Raw genomic sequence first — 20807 nt, 5'->3', positions numbered from 1 at the left:
GGAATGGCAACACCGACTGAACAACCAGACAAAAAAGGATTTTTGAATTTCATCGAAAAGTGGGGCAACCGCTTGCCCGATCCATTCTTCATTTTTGTATATTTAGCAGTTTTTGTCGTCTTGCTGTCATGGCTCGTTAGTTCACTTGGCACGACCGTCGTCCATCCCGGAACGGGTGAGGAGCTGGCGATTCAAAGCATTGTCTCAGGAGAAGGGATTCGTTACATCCTCGCAGAGACCATCAATAACTTCACCGGCTTTGCGCCACTCGGGCTCGTGCTCGTCATGATGCTCGGAATCGGTTTGGCAGAACGTGTCGGGCTGATGGAGACCGCCATCAAAAAATCCATTCTGAATGCACCGAAATCATTGATCACTTACGCGGTTATATTCACAGGAATCATGGGGAACTTGGCGTCAGACGCCGCCTTCATCCTGGTGCCACCGCTTGCAGCAATGGTTTTCGCTTCTGTCGGGAGGCATCCACTCGCAGGGCTGGCAGCAGGATTTGCCGGGACCGGTGCCGGTTTCACAGCAAATATTCTGGTAACCGGGACGGATGCGCTATTGTCCGGGATTTCCACAGAAGCGGCCAGGGCAATTGATGATTCGTTCGTCGTCACGCCGGTCGACAATTGGTATTTCATGAGTGCTTCCGTTATCGTTATGGCGATTGTCGGGGCGATCATTACCGAGAAACTGGTTGAACCACGCCTTGGTACATACACAGGCAGAGCCGATAATTCATTTGAACCGGTGACGAAACAGGAAAACAAAGGCTTGCTGAATGCCGTGATCGCGGGGGCTGTATACATCGGCTTAATCGCCTTGCTGTTGTTCTTCCCAGGTTCACCTGTCCGCAATGAAGACGGCGGCATCATCCCATCGCCATTCCTTTCTGGCATCGTGCCGATCATTCTGTTCTTCTTCATTACAGTGGCTGTCGCATACGGCATCACCGTCAAGAAAATTACCGAATCCAAAGATATCCCGGCTTATATGGGAGATGCCATCAAGGACATGTCCGGCTATATTGTCTTAATCTTCGCTGCCGCCCAGTTTATCAATTATTTCAACTGGAGCAATTTGGGCATCTGGCTCGCCGTCAACAGTGCTGAGTTCTTGACGAGCATCAATATGACCGGCTTGCCGGTCATGGTCGGCTTCAGTATTCTCGCCGCGTTGTTGAATCTATTGATTTTCAGTGGATCTGCACAATGGGCATTGATGGCACCGATTTTCATTCCGATGTTCATGCTGCTCGATTATCACCCGGCATTTGTCCAATTGGCGTTCCGCATCGCCGATTCATCAACGAATATCATTACACCGCTCAATCCTTATATTTTAATCGTCCTCGCTTTCATGCGGGAATACGATAAAAAAGCGGGCCTTGGCACTTTGATTTCTTTGATGCTGCCGTATAGCCTTATCTTCTTCGGCGTATGGCTTGTCATGATGATCATCTTTGCCTTGACTGGGATTCCGATCGGGCCAGGGATCAGCTTGCGCATGTAAAAGAAAAAATCCGCCTCTTACAGACGGATTTTTCTGGGAGTCAGCGCTGATTTGATATCAAGTGGCAGAGACTATCATCCCGGGAGAAAAATCCGTGTTTTCGAAACTTTTTTCCGTTTGTTAATAGTTTGTTCATAGTTACCCTGTATACTGGTCTAGGAAGTCATCCGAGTGGAGGGTGTGTCGAATGAACCGTCAATCCAATCAAATGAAGCAGTTAAAAAAAATGTTCGATGAATCGTATGAAGCGTGCAGAAAAACCAACGGCGCAATCGTTTCTGAGTTGCGAAAACAAGGCATCAATGCTTCACTATGCAAAAAGCCGGCAATTCTTGGGCCGTTTGCCTAAACTTTAGCACAGCTCGAATTGCTGCAAATAAACTTGAAATGACCAACAAAAAAAGCTGTCCCTGCTGCCGATTTGGCAGCAGGGACAGCTTTTTCAGTTAATAGCTAAGCCCTTTTTCGTAGAGCCACATTTTAAGGCTCCCGAATGAAGGGAAGGAGATGGATTCGCCGGTTTCAGGATGCTCGGCGCGGACGATGATGTCCAATTCGTTCGGTGTAAAAGACCAGCCTTCTTCCATAAGGGAACGTACTACTTTAACCATCATGCTCGAACCTTTAATCGTACCCATTTCCATCGCTATCATCTCCTTCAGTGATATCTCCCATTATAACAGGGAAATCATTATGAGTAGTACACATATGCTTTCTGTAGTATTCCTGTAATCGAGTTTTTTTAAACCCGCCTTCCGAACAAAACTTAAAAGTAAGGAAAAGACAATGATTTTTATAGTAAAAAATCAGCTCAAGCCTTATGCGGCCAAGCATGCGAAGGGAGTTATTATGCCTTTTCCTGCGGCCTTATGGAAGTTGTTTAAGCACGCGCCAACCAATTGGGAATTGGTAAAAATTTGGTTGACTTTTGCGGAGAACCACCTATAATTCACAGTAACAACACCATTTATACGAAAGAGTCTCTGGCTTCGTTTTAACTAATCGGCAATCGAGGAGGAAAATTGATGAAGTTCATGCCCAGAAAACGGGAGGATTTCTTCCCGAAACTGTTTCAAAGCGATTTGGATTCGGATTTCTTTGACCGATTCTTCAAGGAAAGCAATTACCCGCAAGTTGATGAATGGGCAGTATGAAGTGGTGGTCGACGTTCCGGGCTTCTCAAAAGATGACATCCAAGTAGATTTTAAAGACGGTTATTTATCGATCAGCGGCAAAAAAGAAGAAAGCTCGGAAACTTCGGAAGATGAAGGCCATTACATTCGAAAAGAACGCTCTTTTGGTTCTTTCAAGCGCAGCTTTTATGTCGGAGATGTAGATGACCAGTCCATCAAAGGAAATTTCAAGGACGGTGTCTTGCAATTGACTGTGCCAAAGCCGGCAGAAAAAGACCAGGGCAATGGCAAACGCATCGAAATCGAGTGAAGAGCCTGGCCAGAGGCTTTTTTTCGTTTCCTTAAAAACTGATTGGGTACATATTAGATAAGGTTGGCTATTGTTAGAGGGGGAGGTGTGGAGATGGAAAAGGCAGAACAATCAAGCACTGAAAAAATAAGCTCAAATCTGGATAAACGGAATTTTTGGGCGGGTTTACTGTTCGGGATTGGCTTGATGGCATTTATCGATGAAGTTATTTTTCATCAATTGCTCCAATGGCATCATTTCTATGATTTGGCGACACCGCAAATTGGCATTTTGGCAGACGGTTTGTTGAATTCTTTTGCCTGGTTTGCAGCGATCGGCGGTCTATTCATGTTCGCAGACTTGAGAAGGCGGCAAGCGCTCCGCATGCGGTATTGGATTGGCTCTATCCTCATCGGCGCCGGGGCATTCCAGCTGTTTGACGGCATTATTGACCATAAGGTGTTCAGGATTCACCAGGTACGTTATCAGGTCGAATTATGGCCTTATGACTTGAGCTGGAATTTGTTTGGCGCTGCTTTGCTTATTGCCGGGATCATCCTTGCAAAATCCGCCAAAGAAAGGCGGTCCGCATAAAGCGATGATTCACCATTACCTCGGCCCCGTAGAACCTTGGTTTCAGCTGACAGCAGCTTTAGTGCTCGCCTGGGCGATGATGTTTTACCCGATGCTTGCGATTTGGACTAATGAACGCTATAAAAAATGGCCTATGCATCGTTATGTGTTTTGGTTTGCTGGCGTGATTGTGGCAGGCGCGTCGTTAGTCGGCCCTTTAGCGGATGCAGCGCACACAAGTTTTTCCGCCCATATGACCGGACATTTGCTGCTCGGGATGCTGGCACCGTTATTATTGCTGCACGGCAAACCCTTGACTTTAGTGATGAGGGGCTTGCCGACCAAACCTGCGCGCAAGCTAAGCCGTGTAATGAATAGCCGATTCATTGCACTCGCAAGCCATCCCGTCAGCACCTCTTTCTTGAATTTCGGTGGATTGTTTATTCTCTATAGAACGGATCTGTTCGTGTGGATGCACCAATCAACATGGGTTTATGCCTTGGTCCATATTCATATTTTATTGGCAGGATACGTATTTACTTGGTCAATCCTATACACTGACCTGACTACCCATCGGCATTCGTTCCGTTTACGCGCAGCGGTCTTGATCGTGGCGTTTGCGGGCCATAAAGTGTTGGCGAAATCGCTTTACACCATGCCTCCGGCTGGAGTTACGACCAGCGACGGGGAGATGGGGGCGCTAATCATGTACTATGGGGGCGATGTCATCGATTTGGTCGTCATTGTCCTTTTTTGCTATAGCTGGTACAAGGCGACTGCGCCCGGTCGAATCGCCCGTGCCGTTTGACAGCCATTTCCTTTTAGGAGATGGTTTTTTTCGTGGCCTTCATTCGTTTTGTTGGCAGTGTGACCGGGCGGAATCGGCAAAATGATGGTAGAATAGAAGAAAGCAATGGTCAGGAGGCACGTAATGAATAGCTACATCGTCATGCAGGGTGAAACCTATAGAGAAGAAAAACGCCTCGGAATTCTCCGGGCGCCTATGAAAGATAAATCGGGGGCCACGCCGCATTCGTGGGAGCGCGTAAAATCGCTGCAAAAAGGAGATCGGACCTTCCACTACGTTAAGGGTGAATTGGTGGCAGTCGGCACCATCCAAGAAGATGCGCGTGAGCAAGCATTAGGTACGCCATACGCTGAATGGCTTGCGCCTTGTGAATACTTAGAACTTGACGACCCATTGGAAATTACCAGTTGCATCAAAATAGTTTCAGAACATTTGCCAATCAAGTATTCTGCTTTCCAGCCAGACGGTAACGGCAACTCAGGCTATGTATATCCGTGCAATGAAGCATTGGCATTGGTGTTTCTGGAATTATTGTCGTCATCAAAATGGCGCAATATTGAGCAATTGGAGTTTGTTTACGATGCTGTGCGTGAGGAAAAATACAATTCCTTAACTGCCTGGATGATGGATTCCGACTACTTGCTGCGGCGAAAATTCCGGGACTTGAAGAAGCAGTTTAAGATAGTGCAAATGGAACGATGGCAAAATAAATGTGCGATTTGTGGTCTTGACAATCCGGCGCTGTTGAAAGCGGCATACAGTAAACCTTGGAAAGACAGCAGTGATGCAGAACGAATCGATCCAGCGAATGGGTTGTTGTTATGCGCCAATCATGCAGCGCTTTATGAAAGCGGGCAAATTTCATTTACCGGAATCGGGACACTCAGAATGTCAGCAGCCATTCAATCACAAGCGAGCCGCTATGGCTTGAAGAAAAACATGCGCATCGCAGCGAATGATTCAAATACAGCCTTTTTCAGATGGCATAGAAATAACTTTTTTGTTAACGAATAATGATTTGACGCGCAGCCATCGCTGCGCTTTTTTTATTCATAAATTATTCATTTTAATAAACACAAATGCACGAAGTTTGGCAGGAGAAAATAATTGACGAAAATAAATAAAATTATTCAATTGAATATGAATGAATGAATGAATGAATGAATAAATAGAGTCTTTGCTTTAAAGATGAATAAAAATATTCGCATAAATTTTATTTTTCTGCTGAAACTATTTCGCTGTTCCATTTTTCCCTCTCATTCCGCTCATGGATATCCGCATGTATTTCAAGTTCATCCTGAATATTGTGGTTAGATGTGGTATAGTGTATTCAATAAATAAATGAATGAATGGAAAGGGTGGCGGAAATGGTATCGACCACAGAAGTTGCAAAACATGCAGGAGTCTCACAAACGACAGTGTCTCGAGTGTTGAATCGGCCTGAGCAAGTTAAAAAGGAAACCTATGACAAAGTGATGCAAGCCTTGGCTGAGTTGGATTACGGAAATACCAGCACCGAAAATGCACAAGTTGTTGAAACGCCAAAGCATATAGCCGTACTGTTTTCGAAGGATTGCGCCCCCGATGAGTTCGCTCGTTTGCGCGAATTTGCGGAATCAGCACAGGCATACGGCTACCAGTTGACGGCCCATGCATTGACTGGAAGTGAATCAGTGGAAGCCAGCAAAGCCTTAGTGAACGGTGTTGCTGGTGTCATCGGCATCGGAAGCCTGCCCGTTGAACTTAAGGAGTACTTGAATGAAACAAGTGTATTTTTGCAAGCCGAAAAAACAGCGGATGAGATAAAACCATTTGATCGGCGTAAAGCGGCATACCTTGCCACCAGTTATCTTGCTGAAAAAGGCCATCAGCAGATTGCTTGGGTGGGAGAAGATTTTCCAGATGCTGGCGAAAGTCTTCAAGGATACTATGAAGCCATGGCGCATCATCAATTGAAGTTGCGCAAAAAACGAGTTCATTCAGTCGAAAGCCCGTCGGATTTCGATGCCATTGCGGCTGAATTGCGTTCATTCAAAAAACCGACCAGCGCGTTTGTCGTTGCGAGTTATGAAGACGGACTGCAATTACTCAATTCATTGAAAAGCGCCGGATTCAAAGTCCCGAAAGATATCAGCCTCGTGGCGGTAGGAGGGGCGGAAGAAAGCGATAACGCTGAATTGACAGCCGTCAAGCCGCCATCGACCGTACAGCCCTCTGCCCAACAGGCAGTTGACCGCCTGCTTCAGCAAATCGAAGGAAACGAAATGAAAATGCAAGCTGTCGAGGACGAGCTGCAGCTCGATAAGGGCGCAACAGTGAAAAAGTTTAAGGAGCGGCAGAAACATACAGCTTGAGCATAGAAAAAAGCGTCCAATACAGGAAAACTGTATTGGACGCTTTTAACTGTCTAAAGTTCTTTATGCGAAAACGGGCATTTGCCTTTAACTGGCTCCACATCATCACCGATGAAAAATTGTTTCCATTCATTATGTTCAGGGTCGCCAAAATGGCTGATGTCTGGGTGGGTAGGCAATTCATCCCATTTCTCGACACGCTCCCGCACCTTTTCGCGCGACATGATGCCGCCTTTTTCAGTCCCTGTCAGTCCTTCGAATATTCTCCTTGGCTGGAAACCGAGCACCATCGAATTGCCTAGGTGGCGCGTGCGGCGCTGTTTGTAGGCAGGCGCGTTGCCAAAGATGAAAATGGGTTCTCCTTTGAAGTTAAAGTCCCATAAATAATGATCAGGATCACGCGGAGCTTGTTCTGGCCATTCGGTATCATCCATGTCATGAAGATACTGCAAAATCTCCCAGAACTGCGTGCGGTATGCATCGAGCGGCCCTTCGGATTCAAAAGGTTCCACAAATACAAACAGGCCATGACGCTTATGTTTCGGGTCTTCAAACAAAGTTAAAAACTCCGCAACGGCTCCAGGCAAGTTGGACCAGTCGTCTTGACTTATATATGCATAACGCAGTTCACTTTTCAATTCGCCGCTTCTGCCGAAATAGCACGGAAAGGTCTTGTCCGTCACCGTTTCATGGAAGGTTTTGTATTCGCGCAGCAACCAATCTGGCAAGTCGTTGCGGCTTGTGAAGTCTTCTTTAGTTAATAAAGCAGGGGTAGTGGTTTGCATTACATAGCCTCCATTTTCAAAATCTCATCCTTCCAATTGTTCCCTGAATTATTTTAATTGAAACACCTTTTTTATTTGTTGGAAATAGCGACAATAATAGGGAAAGAAAATAGGGAGTGAAAAACGCCAAAGAATTGCGCTTTTTTTACGACTGGTTATTCGTGCGTTTTTAGGGCAAGTCCTATTCATTCAAGGTCGTTTGTTGTGACCGGCCACTCTTCGCCCGTCATTTCCACGAGTCCGAGAAGCTTTCTTCGGCGCCTTTCAAGTGACTCCATCTTTTTTTCGTAGGATTCTGCTTCAATTGTCGGAATCGATCTATCGAGATTCGCCAGCACTTGATGGGGGGGAACCACAGTGGATGCGTCGATGGATGAACTATGCAAGGTATCCAAATAACTGGTGACGCTGCTTGAGAGTTCCTGCATCAATAAGGCATTTGGCTGAATATCCTTTGCTATGCCATGCTTCAAGAAAGTCAATGATTCATCTAACACGACGATATTGACCGGCAACGATCGGTCGTGCGTCGAGCTGCGGTAATAATGGAGTACAGGATAGGCGTTGTATTTGGATACGGCATTGCTTAATTCATTCGCGAAGGTATCGAGCACTAAATTGAGGTTATCGAAGTTTTTTCCATTCCATGCGTTGTTGACAAAGGAAGCGGGATCCATTGCAATGCCGCTGATGCTCGAGGCAAGCGAGCGTTTTTCTGACACGGCGCTCAGCACTTGCAGCAAATAAGTCACCCCGAAGGTAATGAATAGCATGCCGGTACCGGTTGCAAAAATCGCCACGATTTGCCAGATGCCGTCATCCGGTGCGAACTCCCCATTGCCAAGTGTGAAAATCAAGTAGCCTGCATAATAGGCATATTCAACCCATGACAAAGGCCCGCCGTCTTTGGTATCGACAATCCTGTCGGAACTGGCAAAAATAAAAGTCCAGCCCGCCCATAACAAGAAGATCCATGTCGCCAAAGTGGAGACCAAAATAATTGGCCCCGCGAGACTCAGGAATTTTGAGTTGTTCCGGCTCACTTGCTTATGGAGCGTCCAGTAGGCGGAAGTGAGCTTATGGGTCAATGGGCCGGCGCCGCCATCGACCCATAAAGTCGTCCAAATGAAATCACTCAATGTGAGGACGACGATGACGATGCCAATAACTAAATAAAGCTGATCCATCAACATCCCTCCTTTTTGTTCTACTTGTCCATACCCAACCAGCCATGCAGGATATGCATAGAAGCGTAAAAAGGGAAAAGAAACAGGCAATTATGCTAAAATGAAGAGATACGATAATGAGGGGGCGTGCAGAAGATTGGGCAACAATTTCCGATCGAGTGCCCTTTTTCAAAAGGCACTCAGACGTAAACAACGCAATGCGGCAAGGCCGCGCCATATAGATAAGATCATCATTCTCGGTGATTCCGTAGCGTATGGCTACGGGACAAAGGGCGGGATTGCAAGACATTTGGAAGACAGCTTTCCGGCCAGTGAGGTGCTGAACTTCGGCATCAATGGATTGACGAGTGATGGCCTCGTCGAACGGCTCCGGGCCGATCATTGGCAGTCGGAATTGGCTCAAGCCGATCTCGTGCTGCTGAATATTGGCGGCAACGATTTGCTGCGTCAATACAAGGATGGAGGCGCAAGTGAATTGATCCGCCAGTTTGCGGCATTGAAAAAGAAATACCGCCACAATTTGTTGGAGATTTACGGGCATATTCAATCTGGCAACAATCGAGTGTTGATCGTCCAAAACAGCTTATATAATTCGATGAAAAAAGAAGTGCAGTATTTCGGTTTCACCAACCTGCTGTTCCGCATGTGGAATTCGGCAATCGGCGCGAAAGGCGTCATCGTCACGAACACGCGGAAAATGGGGAAAGTGCCGTCCATTTGGCTGGATTCGATCCATCCGAACGAAGAAGGCTATGCGATCATGCATCAATTGCTGCTGGAAACTTTGCAGACGACCGGCATAGCGGTCGCAAAAGAGCGTCGATGAATGACCAGACCCGGGCCATCTTTGGCTTCCGGGTTTTTTTGATTGAAATAAGGCCACACTAAAATCTCTAGCAGATAATGGGAGTTAATGTTTGTGATATTAATAAAAAGTGGTATATTATATCTATAAATTTTAAATATTATTAAGACTTATGTTTTATGCTGGGACTTTTGAAGAGGTTTTGAATCTGCGGTGGAGGGGTGGGGCATGTGAGAAAAAAGCTAGTGCTGATTCAATTGTCCAGGGCATTGGTGCCGTTATTGGTCATGCTTCACCATTTATCGACGACCATGATGGATTACTACGGATTCAATATTTGGAACCTGGCTTATTTGCCGCTTACGGGCGGCGTCTATTATTTCTTTTCCTTGTCAGGGTTCATGGCTTATTATATTTACCGGAAGAACTTCAGCAAGGTAGGGCAACTAAAGGATTTTCTTCTGAATCGCTTTATCCGGATATATCCGCTTTATTGGGCCGTGACCATCGCATTCTTAATCTTGGCGTTTCTGTTCCCGTGGTTTGCAACTGGTGCGGAGCGGGACCCAACTGTTATTTTAACTTCGATTTTTTTGGTTCCGAATCCTGATTGGCAAGACCCGTTTTTGATTGTTGCGTGGTCATTGGAATATACCATTTATTTTTATCTCATGTTCTCTATGCTTTTTCTAAATCCCCGTGTTCTCGGAAGGGCATTGTTCATCGGCTGGGGTGTGCTGTCGTTCCTAGGCGTCACCGGCATTGTCTACATCGATCATTTTCTGTTCGATTTCCTGTTTGCTACCTATAATTTTATGTTCATAGCGGGCGTGGTTTGTGCATGGTTGATCCTCAACGCCAAAATTCCGGTCGGCTTGGGGTACTTATTCATGGCAATCGGTTTAATCGGCTTCCCTGTAACGTGGGTGAACGCGTTGAATCCTTTTATGGATATCAGCTTTGAACTGAGCGCCAGTGTCTCCATTATGTTTTTGTTGATAGGGCTTGGGGTCATCGATTTGAAACAGGATATCCGGATTCCGAACGCGCTGCACCAGCTCGGGGATGCAGCTTTTGCGATTTACCTTGTACACAATGTAGTGCTCGACTTATTTTCGGAATGGATGGACCAAGAGGGATTGCATGAAGTATTGGGTAATATCGGTATGAGCACGGTGCTCGTAATTTTGATGCTGTTTTTTGGTATTTTAGCGCATTTCAAACTCGAGCTGCCGCTGCACCGCCTATTTAAAGGCTGGCTGCAGATAAATAAACCACCTTCAGTTGCACCGAGTGACCGAGAGGCTGCAACGAAAAACACGTAAAAACCCCTAAGCGCTACAGCTTAGGGGTTTTTTTATTCAGGCTTTTTCAATAAATTTTGTAAGGCTTTTTTTTCACGGTTGATTTCGTCAACGGTGCGGATGCCCATTTGGCGGAAGAGAACGATCGGTGGCGTCCAACCTTGTAACGCATGCTGAATGATGACGGCGCTTGACGCTCCTGCTAAAAGCGCCCATTTTCTATTGGCACGGACTGCCAGTACAGCGGAAATAGCTGCAATAGACGCCATATTCACTTTCAATAAGCGTTCTGTGTCCCATTCATGGTCCAACTCTTTGATGCGCGTCTGGATTTCATTTTTATCTTGGCGTTTGTAATAATTGACCGAAGCTTCCGTTTCGCGTTCGATTTGCTGATTGATGTGATCAGGTGTGTGGTCGTTCACTTTAGATTGTGTCGATGGCAATTGTTCTTTTGCTAAATCAAGTTCCATGAAAAAATCCTCCATTTCATTGCAAGTCCTGCTTCTAGTATTCCGCAAATGGCTTTTCTTTAAACCCTTAAGTTCATGCAAGCTTTGTGGAGAAACTTAGTCGATGCTGTCAGTCTGTTCTTTCATGATCTGTTCATCCATCGGGCCGACAATTTTTTGGGCGATTTCGCCTTTCGTGTTGAGGATGTAAGTGGTCGGCACGGTACGGATTTGATAAGTTTGGGCAGTACTGCCGGTTTCATCCATTGGAATGGAGAAGGTCAAACCGAATTGATCGATAAACGATTGTATCGCTTCATCACCGTTGTCTTGCGCTGTTAAGTTGACAGCCAGGACTTCAACGTCGCCGTCCGCATTGTTTTCGTGGAACTCTTGCATATGCGGCATTTCGGCGCGGCAAGGCGGACACCAAGTAGCCCAGAAGTTCAAAATGACTTTCTTGCCTTGGTAATCAGATAGTTTGACCGTTTCGCCGTTTTGGTCAGTCAACGTAAAATCGGGAGCTGCCTGCCCTACTGACAGGCCTTCCGTCAAGGACTCGTCTTGTGCGTTTGCAGAAGAGGAGCTTGTATCGACCGGCTGTGCATCTTCTTCGAAGAAATTGATGGCGATGATGGCGATCGCTGCAAGGAGCAATATGCCGATAATAATTTTTTTAATCATATGCTCGGTCCTTTCTGTTCAAAACGTCTATACATGGCAAGAGTGACTGCGGCGATAACGAGGAGTGTCGCCGTTTGCCAAGTCACTAGCGGGCCGAATGCGCTTAAGATAAGCAGTTCCACTGTGAAAAAGGCGGCAAGCATTAATCCGTTCGGAACATCAAGCCGTTTTCGGAGCAAGCGGATAGACACGATCGCCGCTATCAAAAGTGCGGTTTGAAAGATTGCCTGCATCCATTGGGCTTCAAAGTATTGCAAGATCGACTGATACGCCAGAAAAAACAAAAGCCACGCACTAGCAGCCTGTTCCGCCACAGCGACGTGTTTTCTTTGTGCCAGCAGCAAATAACCGACGACAAAAACTGTAGCAAGCAAATGCCCATACAGCCCGCCGTTGAAATAAAGAATGGATAAAGGCATGTCAAGAAAATGTTTCAAATTGAAAACGATGTAGCAGAGCTTCCACGTCAGGATATAAAGCGCCAAAGCGTTCCAGTACCATTCGCCAGGTTTATGTCCAATCGCGGCGCGCATCAGCAGGCTTGCTAACGCGGCTGCCAAAAGTACAGAAATCCATACCGCAGGAACGGTCAGATGTAGTATCGGAACATAGCTCACTGGCTTTGTCCCTTACAGTGTCTATACATTATAAAGAGACCTCCGTCCGTATTGAAAATCTTATGCCTGGCGCTTTCCATTATAGCGGAAAGCACAATCTTTTCATCTTTTTTGTTTGGCGATTATGCTTGAATAAAGACTGAATCAGGAGGTGCCATATGGCTACATGGCATGAACGCTTTCAAACAAAAGAATATGTATACGGGAAAGACCCGAACGAATTCATCAAAATGATGCAAAACAGGCTCAGGCTGTCTGGACGAGCGCTTGCGGTAGCGGAAGGCGAGGGGCGCAACGCCGTCTATCTGGCTGAACAGGGCATGGATGTCACTGCTTGGGATTTGGCGAGAAGCGGATTGGATAAGACGGAGCGGCTGGCAGAAGAACGCCACGTGGCGGTTTTGACAGAGCAAGTGGACCTGGCACAAGCTGAATGGGCAGAAGAAGTCTGGGACCTCGTCATTTGCGTATTCGGCCATTATCCAAAAGACGTGCAGCACAAAACATTCGATGGCATTCGGTATGCATTGAAACCGGGCGGCCATTTTCTGATGGAAGTGTATTCCGTCGACCAACCCGCTTATGGCACCGGTGGCCCGAAACAGGAATCATTCCTGTACCGTCCAGAAGAAGTGCTCGAGGCTTTTCAGGAGTTTAAAATCACCCATTTTTTCGCAGGGGAAGTCGAGCGGCATGAAGGCAAGCTGCATAATGGCTTGTCGCATGTCATCCAGCTCGCTTGCCAAAAACCTGTGGAATGATAGGCAAGAGAATACCCATCACCGATTTTTGGCGATGGGTGTTTTTTTACTCGGTATCTTTTCCGAGCACTTCGTTCCAATCTATCGTGCCGTCTTTCACTTGATCACGCCGTTCTTTATGAATGGCATCTGGGGGGCGATTGCCATTTGGCCAATCCTGTTCATGCCCTTTCCATTCAGGTCGGTCCTGTGACAGGACGAAAGCAGCCAGGTCGCTAGCCTCCTGGTCGGATAATGTATTCTCAGCGCCTTTTGGCATATTGTTCTGCAAATAGCCGGCCATCTTCGACATGCGTGCAAGTCCTGCACCGTCGTTGAACGAGCCTTCTCCCCATAGGGCAGGGCCACTGTTCGAGCCGGTGCCGGCGCCATCAGCTGCGTGGCAGGCTACACAACTTGCCTGGTAAAGCTTCTCTCCATTTTCGAGATCGGGCACCGGAACATCATCCATGGTGTTTTGGTGGCGCCAAGGCATTTCTGCACCTTGCGGAATGCCCTCGGAGATATATTTGAAGTAGGCAACCATGGCATCCATGTCCTCATCGTCTTCTGCAAACATTTCACCGTTCATGCTACGGACCATGCAGCCGTTGATGCGCTCTTCGAGTGTGACCATTTCACCAGAACGCCCGATATACATCGGGTAAGCGGAAGCCATGCCGACGAGTGAAGAGGAATCTTTCTCAAGCCCGGCTCCTGCATGGCAGCTAGTACAGGACAATTCATTAACGCGTTGTTGGCCATCCTCTACGCTGGCGGCATCAGCGCGCAACACTTCCGAAGTGTTATTGACCAGTTCATAGCCGCGTTTCACCGCTTCTCCTTCAGGCCCTTCCGGCACCTCATCCAAAGACGGCGGATTGTGGGCGACGCCTGCTGTCGCTTGGTCTGTTTGGGCTGTTTCGGACTCATCCAGCTGTACTTCCGCTGTTATCGATTTTTCAGCAGACAGTTCGCTGGATAAGACGCCGATGGCAATGACAGCGAGAATCAACAGAAAAATGCTGCCGTAGCCAAGTTTTTTCATCATGTCGAACACTCCTTTCAAGTCACTTTCAGCCTAACAAACAAAAAATAGCCTGGCTGTGAACTAATTCACAGTCAGGCTATTACGCGGGTGACGATTTTCCGAACAACGGATCACTCGAATTGTTTCCATACTTCCGGCAGCAGCTCCGCAATATCGCGTGCCAACATGGTGTGGGGGGAGCGGGTTTTGATGAATTCGTCCGCACACTCTCCGTGTAAGTAAACGGCATTCAAAACGGCGTGGCGCCAGTTTTCATGGCAGCATAGCATGCCGAGCATCATGCCGGTCAGCATATCGCCCGTGCCGCCTTTTGCAAGCGCAGCATTTCCTGTCGGGTTGCGGAACAGTTCGCCGTCCGGAAACGCGATAGTTGTTCGAGGGCCTTTCAAGACGACCGTCAAATTGTGTTCCGTGGCAAATGCAGAAGCACATGAACCGGGAGACTCGCTAATTTGCTCCATTGAATAACCAGAGATCCGGCTGAATTCACCGGCGTGCGGCGTCAAGATAAGCGGGGCGCTTCTTTTGGCATAGCTTCGTTCGCTCAATGCGCCCGCGTCGAGAATGAGTGGGGCAGAAGACTTCAGCAAATTGTCAATAGCGGATTCGGTCAATGCATCCGGTACGGTGCCCGGTCCGCAGGCGATGGCTTTATAAGAAGTGAGTGCATGGCTGCCATTGGCGATATGGACCAGCGCATCCGGCACATATGTCGCTTCGGCCGCCGCGTGAGCGATGCTGCGGATGGTTTCGCGGTACGTCCCGATTGCCAATTTCCCGACGCCGCTTGTTAACGCGCCGAGCCCGGAAATCAAGGCAGCCCCTGGCATATCCGGGCCTCCGGCTACTAATAGCGCCGTTCCGAACACACCTTTATGGCTGTCTTGTGCGCGCTTTGGCAATGTGCTGCGCACCATTTCCTGAGACCAGATGAGGCTGTCTTGCGGGATTTGTGGATCGTTCATATGAAAACCTCCAGTTTCTTCCTTGATGGTATAACTGTAGCCGATTCAGGGCAATAGGCAAACCCTAAAGCGCCATTTATAGAAACTAACGGAGAAATCAGTATTTTACTGATGAATATCTTCAGTTGCCAACTGGATGCTGCAGGTATTTCGTCCCACGAAACAATGAAAATCAGCGAGCTCGAAATTTGCGCTCCGGCAATGGTAACGGGCGAAGGGCAATTGACGCTGTGGATTATATATCCAAAGAACTGAAATTTCTGACAACTATAGGCGAGATTGACAAGCTTTGCTATACTCAGCCTATTCAATGAAAAGGAGTGGGGATAGTGAAAAAACACATATTCAAGACAATGACCATGGCGGGGCTTTGTGCGATGCTTGCGATGCCGGTACAAGCATCAGAGCCTGCACAGCCGACTGAACACCATCACGACAACGCCATTTCCGGGTTTATCGATTATGCGGAGCTGCAAAAAGAACTTCAACGCATCGAAGCCAACAGCAAAAGCTCGGTTTCCGTGGATGTTGCCGGCCAATCCTTTGAAGGCCGCGATATTTATACGGCGACTGTCGGGACCGGCGATAAAGTGCTGCTGATCCAAAGTGAGATTCATGGAAACGAAAAAACAGGCACTGTGGCCATTTTGAATATGTTGAAAACCCTATCCGGCAACTCGAAAGCGGCGAAAGCCTTGCGCGACGAAGTGACGATCGTCTTCATGCCGATGATGAACCCGGATGCATCAGAAGGCGATAAGCGCCGCAATAGCATGACATGGAGCGATGTCGTGGCGGATTATCCGGAACTCACAGCTGCAACGCCATCATGGAATTATTTGGACCGCGGAATCAGCCAAAGCTATGATTACGGCGCCAACCCAGGCTTTGATGTCAACCGCGACTTTAACCCGGACCTGGACTATGTACCACAAGCCGAAGATTTCCCTGGCGCATCGAACGAACCGGGCTGGTTTATCACGAAAGAAGCCCAAGTGTCACGCGAGGTCTATAAATCGTTGCAAGCGGAATACGGCACCGTTGACGTCTTTATCGACCTGCATCACCAAGGGATGTATTATGTCGATGGCACGCCGGATCCGGTGACGTTATCGCTGTCCGCACAATTCGTCCCGGACCCATCGACTGCTGAAGGGGCGAAATACAGCGAATATGCAGACCGCTACAATTATGATTTTTCACGTCAGCTGAATGTAGCAGCGTATGAGGAGCTGCAGTCCTACGGCAATTCGAAATTCACCAATATCTCGCTTTATTCACAAGGGCTCGATTTGCCGGGCACAGCGCTTGGCAGCTATGCGCTGAATGGCAGCGGCACCGTGTTGTTTGAAGTACGCGGCCAAACCCAGTCGCTTGGGCAGAAAGAAAAAGGCCAATTGGTCAAATCGGTGGAGCGCGGCTTGACGGCGATTGTCGAAGGGGTAGCCGATGACAGCGTCTACTCGTTGGACCCGGAAGACTATGAAGACATTCCAATGACTTCCTATAGCCCATCCAGCAATTGATGGGAAACGCCGCCGAATTCTGGCGGTGTTTTTATGTGCCGAGTTGTGAGGCAAGCCCGGGCTTTGGTAGACTGAAAACAAACAGAAAGGGGTGCCAGCATGGCAATCAGCAAGTTGAACGACCGCATTCAATTGATCGACGGTTTCGATCTCGGCCTCGAACAGCGAACAGGCAGCTACGTCATCATGGAACAGCAGCTGACCATTATTGAAACAGGGCCGAGCCCGTCGGTGGAGCATGTGAAACAAGGATTGAACGAACTCGGCATCTCACTCGATGAAGTCCGTTACATCATCGTGACCCACATCCACCTCGACCACGCCGGGGGAGCGGGCTTACTGTTGCGGGACTGCCCGAACGCGACACTCATCGTCCACCCGAAAGGCGCCAGGCACCTGGCAGACCCGAGCCGTCTCATCGCCGGGGCGAGAGCGGTATACGGCGGCCAATTCGATGACTTGTTCAATCCGATTGTCCCGGTGCCCGAACACCGCATCGCTATCAAAACAGAAGGCGACCGGCTGCAGATCGGCCCGGACTGTACGCTTGAGTTCTGGGATACGCCGGGCCATGCCAAGCATCATTTCGGCATCTTAGACCCTGTATCGAATGGGTTTTTCGCAGGGGATACAGCCGGCATCCGCTATGCGCAGTTAATCGAAGACGGCATCGACTTTTACTTGCCGTCCACCTCACCGAACCAGTTTGACCCTGAGGCGATGAAGGCATCTATCGAACGGATGCAACGGCAGCAACTCGATGTGCTTTATTTCGGGCATTTCGGCGCTGCGCATAACCCTGCTGCAGCGCTAGAGCAGGTGCTGGAATGGCTAGAGCTGTTTGTTGAAGAAGGAGCGGCGGCCTATCAGAACAAAGAATCCGCAGATCAATTAGCGAAACGGCTGCTGACACCGGTTATGGCGCAGCTGGCGGAAAAAGGCGCCAAACAGCCGCACCGCGTGATGCCTTATATCGAAATGGACTTACAGGTCAGCGCACAAGGCCTATTGGATTATTTCCATAGACAAGGCTGAGCCGGCTGGAGAAAAAATGTCGCCCTCAGGCAAACAGCCGGTTTACCGCCGACCGTTTAGGGGCAAAGACTAGGGCAGAGAAAATTCATTTACCTGAAGGGCGGAAAATAAAGTGGGACAAGTGTTAACGGAAAAAACAGCAATTATTACAGGAGCAGGGCGCGGCATCGGCCGGGCAACCGCCCTGGCCCTGGCCAATGAAGGCGTGGCCGTCGGGCTGATCGCCAGAACCGAAAAAGACATCGAACAATTGGCGAAAGAGATCCGTTCGTTGCGTGGCCGTGCAGCATTTGCGGTTGCGGATGTGTCGGATCCCAAGCAAGTTGAAGCGGCCGTCCAGAAATTGACCGACGAACTCGGCACGATCGATATCCTCATCAACAACGCAGGAATCGGGAAATACGGCAAGTTCATGGAACTCGAGACAGAGGATTGGCAAAATATGCTCAATATCAATTTGATGGGCATGGTCCACATGACCAAAGCGGTGCTTCCGCAGATGGTGGAGAAGCAAGGGGGCGACATCGTCAACATCTCCTCTTCATCAGGACTCAAAGGCACGAAAGGCTCGAGCGCCTATAGCGCATCGAAATTCGCGGTGCTCGGCATGAGCGAGGCTTTGATGCAGGAAGTGCGTCCGGACAATATCCGTGTCTTCGCTTTGGCACCAAGCCGTGTCGTGACGAGCATGACCGATTCCGGCAATGAAACAGAACAGGAAAAAGAGAAATTCATGCAACCGGAAGACATCGCGGAATACATCGTTTCGCAATTGAAATTGAACCCGCGCATCTTTATCCCTTTATCGAAACAATGGGCGACCAACCCATTTTGATCACACGAAAAACCCCTGAATGCCGTAAAGGCGTTCAGGGGTTTTTTTAGCTGATTCCTTTAACATACGCTTCGACTTCTTGAGAGGACGAGAGTGCAAGGATGTGGCCGGTATGCGAAGCCATTTGTTGTTTTGACAAGTGGCTGATCTGAGCACGCGCCTTCAGGACAGAAGAAGCGCTCATGGAGAATTCATCCAAGCCGAGCCCTAGAAGAATCGGGATGGCGATGTCATCGCCGGCCATCTCGCCGCACATGCCTGCCCATTTTCCTTCTTTATGGGCGGCGTCGATAACCATCTTCACCAAGCGCAAAATCGCGGGGTTGAACGGCTGGTACAGATACGACACGCGTTCGTTCATGCGGTCTGCGGCCATCGTATACTGGATCAAGTCGTTCGTGCCGATGGAGAAAAAATCCACTTCTTTCGCAAAGACATCTGCCATAACAGCGGTAGAAGGAATCTCCACCATGATGCCGACTTCGATCGAGTCGCTCACCGGGATGCCGGCATCCGATAATTTGGCCTTTTCTTCTGCAAGCATTGCTTTGCCTTGGCGGAATTCTTCTAGTGTTGCAATCATCGGGAACATAATTTTCAAATTGCCATGCACGCTTGCGCGCAATAAGGCGCGCAGCTGCGTTCTGAAGAGTTCTGGCATCTCCAGGCACAAACGGATGGCGCGAAGCCCTAGGAATGGGTTAAGTTCTTTCGGCAAGTCCAGATACGTTAGTTCTTTATCGCCGCCGATGTCGAGCGTCCGGACAACAGTCGGCTTGCCATCCATGCCTTTTAACACTTTAGCATAGGCGTCAAACTGCTCGTCTTCTGTCGGGAAGGTGTCTCTTCCCATATAAAGAAACTCGGTGCGGTAAAGTCCGATGCCTTCCGCGCCGTGTTCGAGCACCCCGGCAAGGTCTTTCGGCGTGCCGATATTGGCGGCAAGTTCCACATGCTGCCCGTCGGCACTTATCGTCGGCTCATCTTTGAGCTTGGCCCATTCGGCTTTTTGGGCGTCATAGGCTGACTTTTCCTGTTCGAACTGCTCGATGGTAGCCGCGTCGGGGTCGACGATGATTTTACCTTCCAAGCCATCGATAATCACCATCTGGCCGTTGCGGATCGTTGCCATGGCGTTTTGGGCGCCGACCACTGCCGGGATTTCCAAGGTGCGCGCAAGGATGGCCGAATGCGAAGTGCGCCCGCCGATGTCGGTGATGAAGCCTTTGACGAACTGGGCATTCAATTGGACGGTATCGGACGGTGTCAAATCTTCTGCGATGACGATGACTTCCTCATCAATCATGCTCGGGTCTTGGATTTTCACGCCGAGCAGATGAGACAGCAGGCGTTTGCGGACGTCTTTAATATCCGCTGCGCGTTCTTTCATATACTCATTGTCCATCGCTTCGAACATCGTGATGAACATATCGCTTGTTTCCTGCAAGGCAAATTCCGCATTGACGCTATCCGCTGAAATGCGCTCTTTGATCGGCCCAATCAGTTCCGGGTCGCTCAAGACCAGCAAATGGGCGCCGAAAATCGCGGCTTCCTTGTCGCTGATCTGCTGTGAGGTCTTTTGCTGAATGACTTCAAGTTCGGCGGCCGCTTGTGCCACGGCTGCATCAAAGCGGGCGATTTCTTCTGCAGGATTGCCCACTTGTTGCTGTTCGACGGTCAATTCCGGATTTTCCAACCGGAACGCTTTGGCGATGGCAATGCCGGTGGAGGCTGCGATACCGGACAGGGGACTTGTCATGGGTTCGAAATCCCTTCCGCTTTCAGCACTTCGTCGATTTTGGCCATCGCTTCCTCTTCATCTGTTCCGTCCGCAGCGATTGTCACGGTTGAGCCTGAAGCAATGCCGAGCGACATGACGCCGAGTATCGATTTCAAATTGACTTGCTTGCCGTTGAAGCCGAGCGTGATGTCCGATTGGAATTTCGAGATGGAACCGACGAGTGCCGATGCCGGGCGGGCGTGGATGCCTGCTTCGTCTGTAATTGTATATTGCTTTTCTATCATGGTGATATCCTCCTATTAATGAATGTATTTGAGCGGTATTCATTCTTTTTTTTTTGAATGAGTTTGACTGCTTATGAAAGATTATGATTGATTTTGAAAACGATTTCAAGTATTATCTATA

At 48.6% G+C, this 20807-nt stretch carries 24 protein-coding genes; 14 read left to right on the top strand and 10 right to left on the bottom strand.

Annotation, left to right across the window (positions count from 1 at the left end):
* Positions 1–3: 3 nt before the first annotated feature.
* Entirely contained in the window at positions 4–1518 is a 1515-nt protein-coding gene (locus KTG14_RS13455; RefSeq protein WP_216971403.1) for an AbgT family transporter, read from the top strand.
* A gap of 187 nt (positions 1519–1705) precedes the next feature.
* Positions 1706–1867 (top strand): hypothetical protein, encoded by a 162-nt coding sequence (locus KTG14_RS13450; protein ID WP_216971402.1) that lies wholly within the window; start codon positions 1706–1708, stop codon positions 1865–1867.
* Positions 1868–1964: 97 nt separating this feature from the next.
* Here the strand turns inward: KTG14_RS13450 and KTG14_RS13445 are convergent, their stop codons facing one another.
* Entirely contained in the window at positions 1965–2162 is a 198-nt protein-coding gene (locus tag KTG14_RS13445; RefSeq protein ID WP_058380680.1) for a hypothetical protein, read from the bottom strand.
* Between the two features lie 381 nt (positions 2163–2543).
* On the opposite strand from KTG14_RS13445, the gene KTG14_RS17960 reads away from it, so the two are divergent.
* From KTG14_RS17960 to KTG14_RS13420, 6 genes are all read left to right on the top strand, one after another.
* Positions 2544–2672, top strand: a complete 129-nt coding sequence (locus KTG14_RS17960) for a hypothetical protein (protein WP_258048472.1) — start codon at positions 2544–2546, stop codon at positions 2670–2672.
* A complete protein-coding gene (locus KTG14_RS13440; protein WP_217341221.1) occupies positions 2656–2961 on the top strand; it encodes an Hsp20/alpha crystallin family protein in 306 nt (101 codons plus the stop codon). The genes KTG14_RS17960 and KTG14_RS13440 overlap by 17 nt, the downstream gene beginning before the upstream one ends.
* Before the next feature lie 93 nt (positions 2962–3054).
* A complete protein-coding gene (locus KTG14_RS13435; RefSeq protein ID WP_216971400.1) occupies positions 3055–3534 on the top strand; it encodes a DUF2243 domain-containing protein in 480 nt (159 codons plus the stop codon).
* 4 nt (positions 3535–3538) lie between these two features.
* A complete protein-coding gene (locus KTG14_RS13430; protein ID WP_216971399.1) occupies positions 3539–4321 on the top strand; it encodes a cytochrome c oxidase assembly protein in 783 nt (260 codons plus the stop codon).
* 123 nt (positions 4322–4444) lie between these two features.
* A complete protein-coding gene (locus tag KTG14_RS13425) occupies positions 4445–5335 on the top strand; it encodes an HNH endonuclease (protein ID WP_216971398.1) in 891 nt (296 codons plus the stop codon).
* A gap of 353 nt (positions 5336–5688) precedes the next feature.
* Positions 5689–6675, top strand: coding sequence for a LacI family DNA-binding transcriptional regulator (locus tag KTG14_RS13420; protein ID WP_216971397.1), 987 nt, complete (start codon positions 5689–5691; stop codon positions 6673–6675).
* A gap of 53 nt (positions 6676–6728) precedes the next feature.
* On the opposite strand, the gene KTG14_RS13415 is transcribed toward KTG14_RS13420, so the two are convergent.
* Both KTG14_RS13415 and KTG14_RS13410 read right to left on the bottom strand, forming a co-directional pair.
* Entirely contained in the window at positions 6729–7460 is a 732-nt protein-coding gene (locus KTG14_RS13415; RefSeq protein ID WP_216971396.1) for a YqcI/YcgG family protein, read from the bottom strand.
* A gap of 185 nt (positions 7461–7645) precedes the next feature.
* On the bottom strand, positions 7646–8647 hold the full coding sequence (locus tag KTG14_RS13410) for an ion channel (protein WP_216971395.1): 1002 nt from the start codon (positions 8645–8647) through the stop codon (positions 7646–7648).
* A 136-nt stretch (positions 8648–8783) separates the two neighbouring features.
* Between KTG14_RS13410 and KTG14_RS13405 the strand changes: the two genes are divergently transcribed.
* Together KTG14_RS13405 and KTG14_RS13400 are read left to right on the top strand one after the other, a co-directional pair.
* On the top strand, positions 8784–9473 hold the full coding sequence (locus KTG14_RS13405) for an SGNH/GDSL hydrolase family protein (protein WP_216971394.1): 690 nt from the start codon (positions 8784–8786) through the stop codon (positions 9471–9473).
* Positions 9474–9682: 209 nt separating this feature from the next.
* Positions 9683–10777, top strand: coding sequence for an acyltransferase family protein (locus KTG14_RS13400; RefSeq protein ID WP_216971393.1), 1095 nt, complete (start codon positions 9683–9685; stop codon positions 10775–10777).
* A 32-nt stretch (positions 10778–10809) separates the two neighbouring features.
* Here KTG14_RS13400 and KTG14_RS13395 read toward each other — a convergent pair whose 3' ends face one another.
* From KTG14_RS13395 to KTG14_RS13385, 3 genes are all read right to left on the bottom strand, one after another.
* Complete coding sequence (locus KTG14_RS13395) at positions 10810–11229, bottom strand: DUF2892 domain-containing protein (protein ID WP_216971392.1); 420 nt, start codon at positions 11227–11229, stop codon at positions 10810–10812.
* 96 nt (positions 11230–11325) lie between these two features.
* The gene (locus tag KTG14_RS13390) at positions 11326–11892 is read right to left on the bottom strand and encodes a peroxiredoxin family protein (RefSeq protein WP_216971391.1); all 567 of its coding nucleotides are present in this window, start codon (positions 11890–11892) and stop codon (positions 11326–11328) included.
* The gene (locus KTG14_RS13385) at positions 11889–12509 is read right to left on the bottom strand and encodes a hypothetical protein (protein WP_216971390.1); all 621 of its coding nucleotides are present in this window, start codon (positions 12507–12509) and stop codon (positions 11889–11891) included. Before KTG14_RS13385 ends, KTG14_RS13390 begins: the two co-directional genes overlap by 4 nt.
* Before the next feature lie 158 nt (positions 12510–12667).
* Between KTG14_RS13385 and KTG14_RS13380 the strand changes: the two genes are divergently transcribed.
* Positions 12668–13270: a class I SAM-dependent methyltransferase gene (locus KTG14_RS13380; RefSeq protein ID WP_216971389.1), complete on the top strand. Its 603-nt coding sequence runs from the start codon at positions 12668–12670 to the stop codon at positions 13268–13270.
* Positions 13271–13316: 46 nt separating this feature from the next.
* Here the strand turns inward: KTG14_RS13380 and KTG14_RS13375 are convergent, their stop codons facing one another.
* Together KTG14_RS13375 and KTG14_RS13370 are read right to left on the bottom strand one after the other, a co-directional pair.
* On the bottom strand, positions 13317–14300 hold the full coding sequence (locus KTG14_RS13375; RefSeq protein WP_254178162.1) for a c-type cytochrome: 984 nt from the start codon (positions 14298–14300) through the stop codon (positions 13317–13319).
* A gap of 110 nt (positions 14301–14410) precedes the next feature.
* A complete protein-coding gene (locus tag KTG14_RS13370) occupies positions 14411–15265 on the bottom strand; it encodes an NAD(P)H-hydrate dehydratase (protein ID WP_216971388.1) in 855 nt (284 codons plus the stop codon).
* 386 nt (positions 15266–15651) lie between these two features.
* Between KTG14_RS13370 and KTG14_RS13365 the strand changes: the two genes are divergently transcribed.
* From KTG14_RS13365 to KTG14_RS13355, 3 genes are all read left to right on the top strand, one after another.
* Positions 15652–16791, top strand: coding sequence for a M14 family zinc carboxypeptidase (locus tag KTG14_RS13365; RefSeq protein ID WP_254178170.1), 1140 nt, complete (start codon positions 15652–15654; stop codon positions 16789–16791).
* A gap of 99 nt (positions 16792–16890) precedes the next feature.
* Positions 16891–17826, top strand: coding sequence for an MBL fold metallo-hydrolase (locus KTG14_RS13360; protein WP_216971387.1), 936 nt, complete (start codon positions 16891–16893; stop codon positions 17824–17826).
* Between the two features lie 112 nt (positions 17827–17938).
* Positions 17939–18661 (top strand): 3-ketoacyl-ACP reductase, encoded by a 723-nt coding sequence (locus tag KTG14_RS13355; protein WP_216971386.1) that lies wholly within the window; start codon positions 17939–17941, stop codon positions 18659–18661.
* A 46-nt stretch (positions 18662–18707) separates the two neighbouring features.
* Here the strand turns inward: KTG14_RS13355 and ptsP are convergent, their stop codons facing one another.
* A complete protein-coding gene (gene ptsP / locus KTG14_RS13350) occupies positions 18708–20420 on the bottom strand; it encodes a phosphoenolpyruvate--protein phosphotransferase (RefSeq protein ID WP_216971385.1) in 1713 nt (570 codons plus the stop codon).
* Positions 20417–20686, bottom strand: a complete 270-nt coding sequence (locus tag KTG14_RS13345) for a phosphocarrier protein HPr (protein WP_216971384.1) — start codon at positions 20684–20686, stop codon at positions 20417–20419. Before KTG14_RS13345 ends, ptsP begins: the two co-directional genes overlap by 4 nt.
* Positions 20687–20807 lie beyond the last annotated feature (121 nt).

Source organism: Planococcus sp. CP5-4_YE (assembly GCF_019042655.1).
In the GTDB taxonomy this organism is placed as follows: Bacteria; Bacillota; Bacilli; order Bacillales_A; family Planococcaceae; genus Planococcus.
This window is presented reverse-complemented; position numbering and strand designations above follow the sequence as displayed.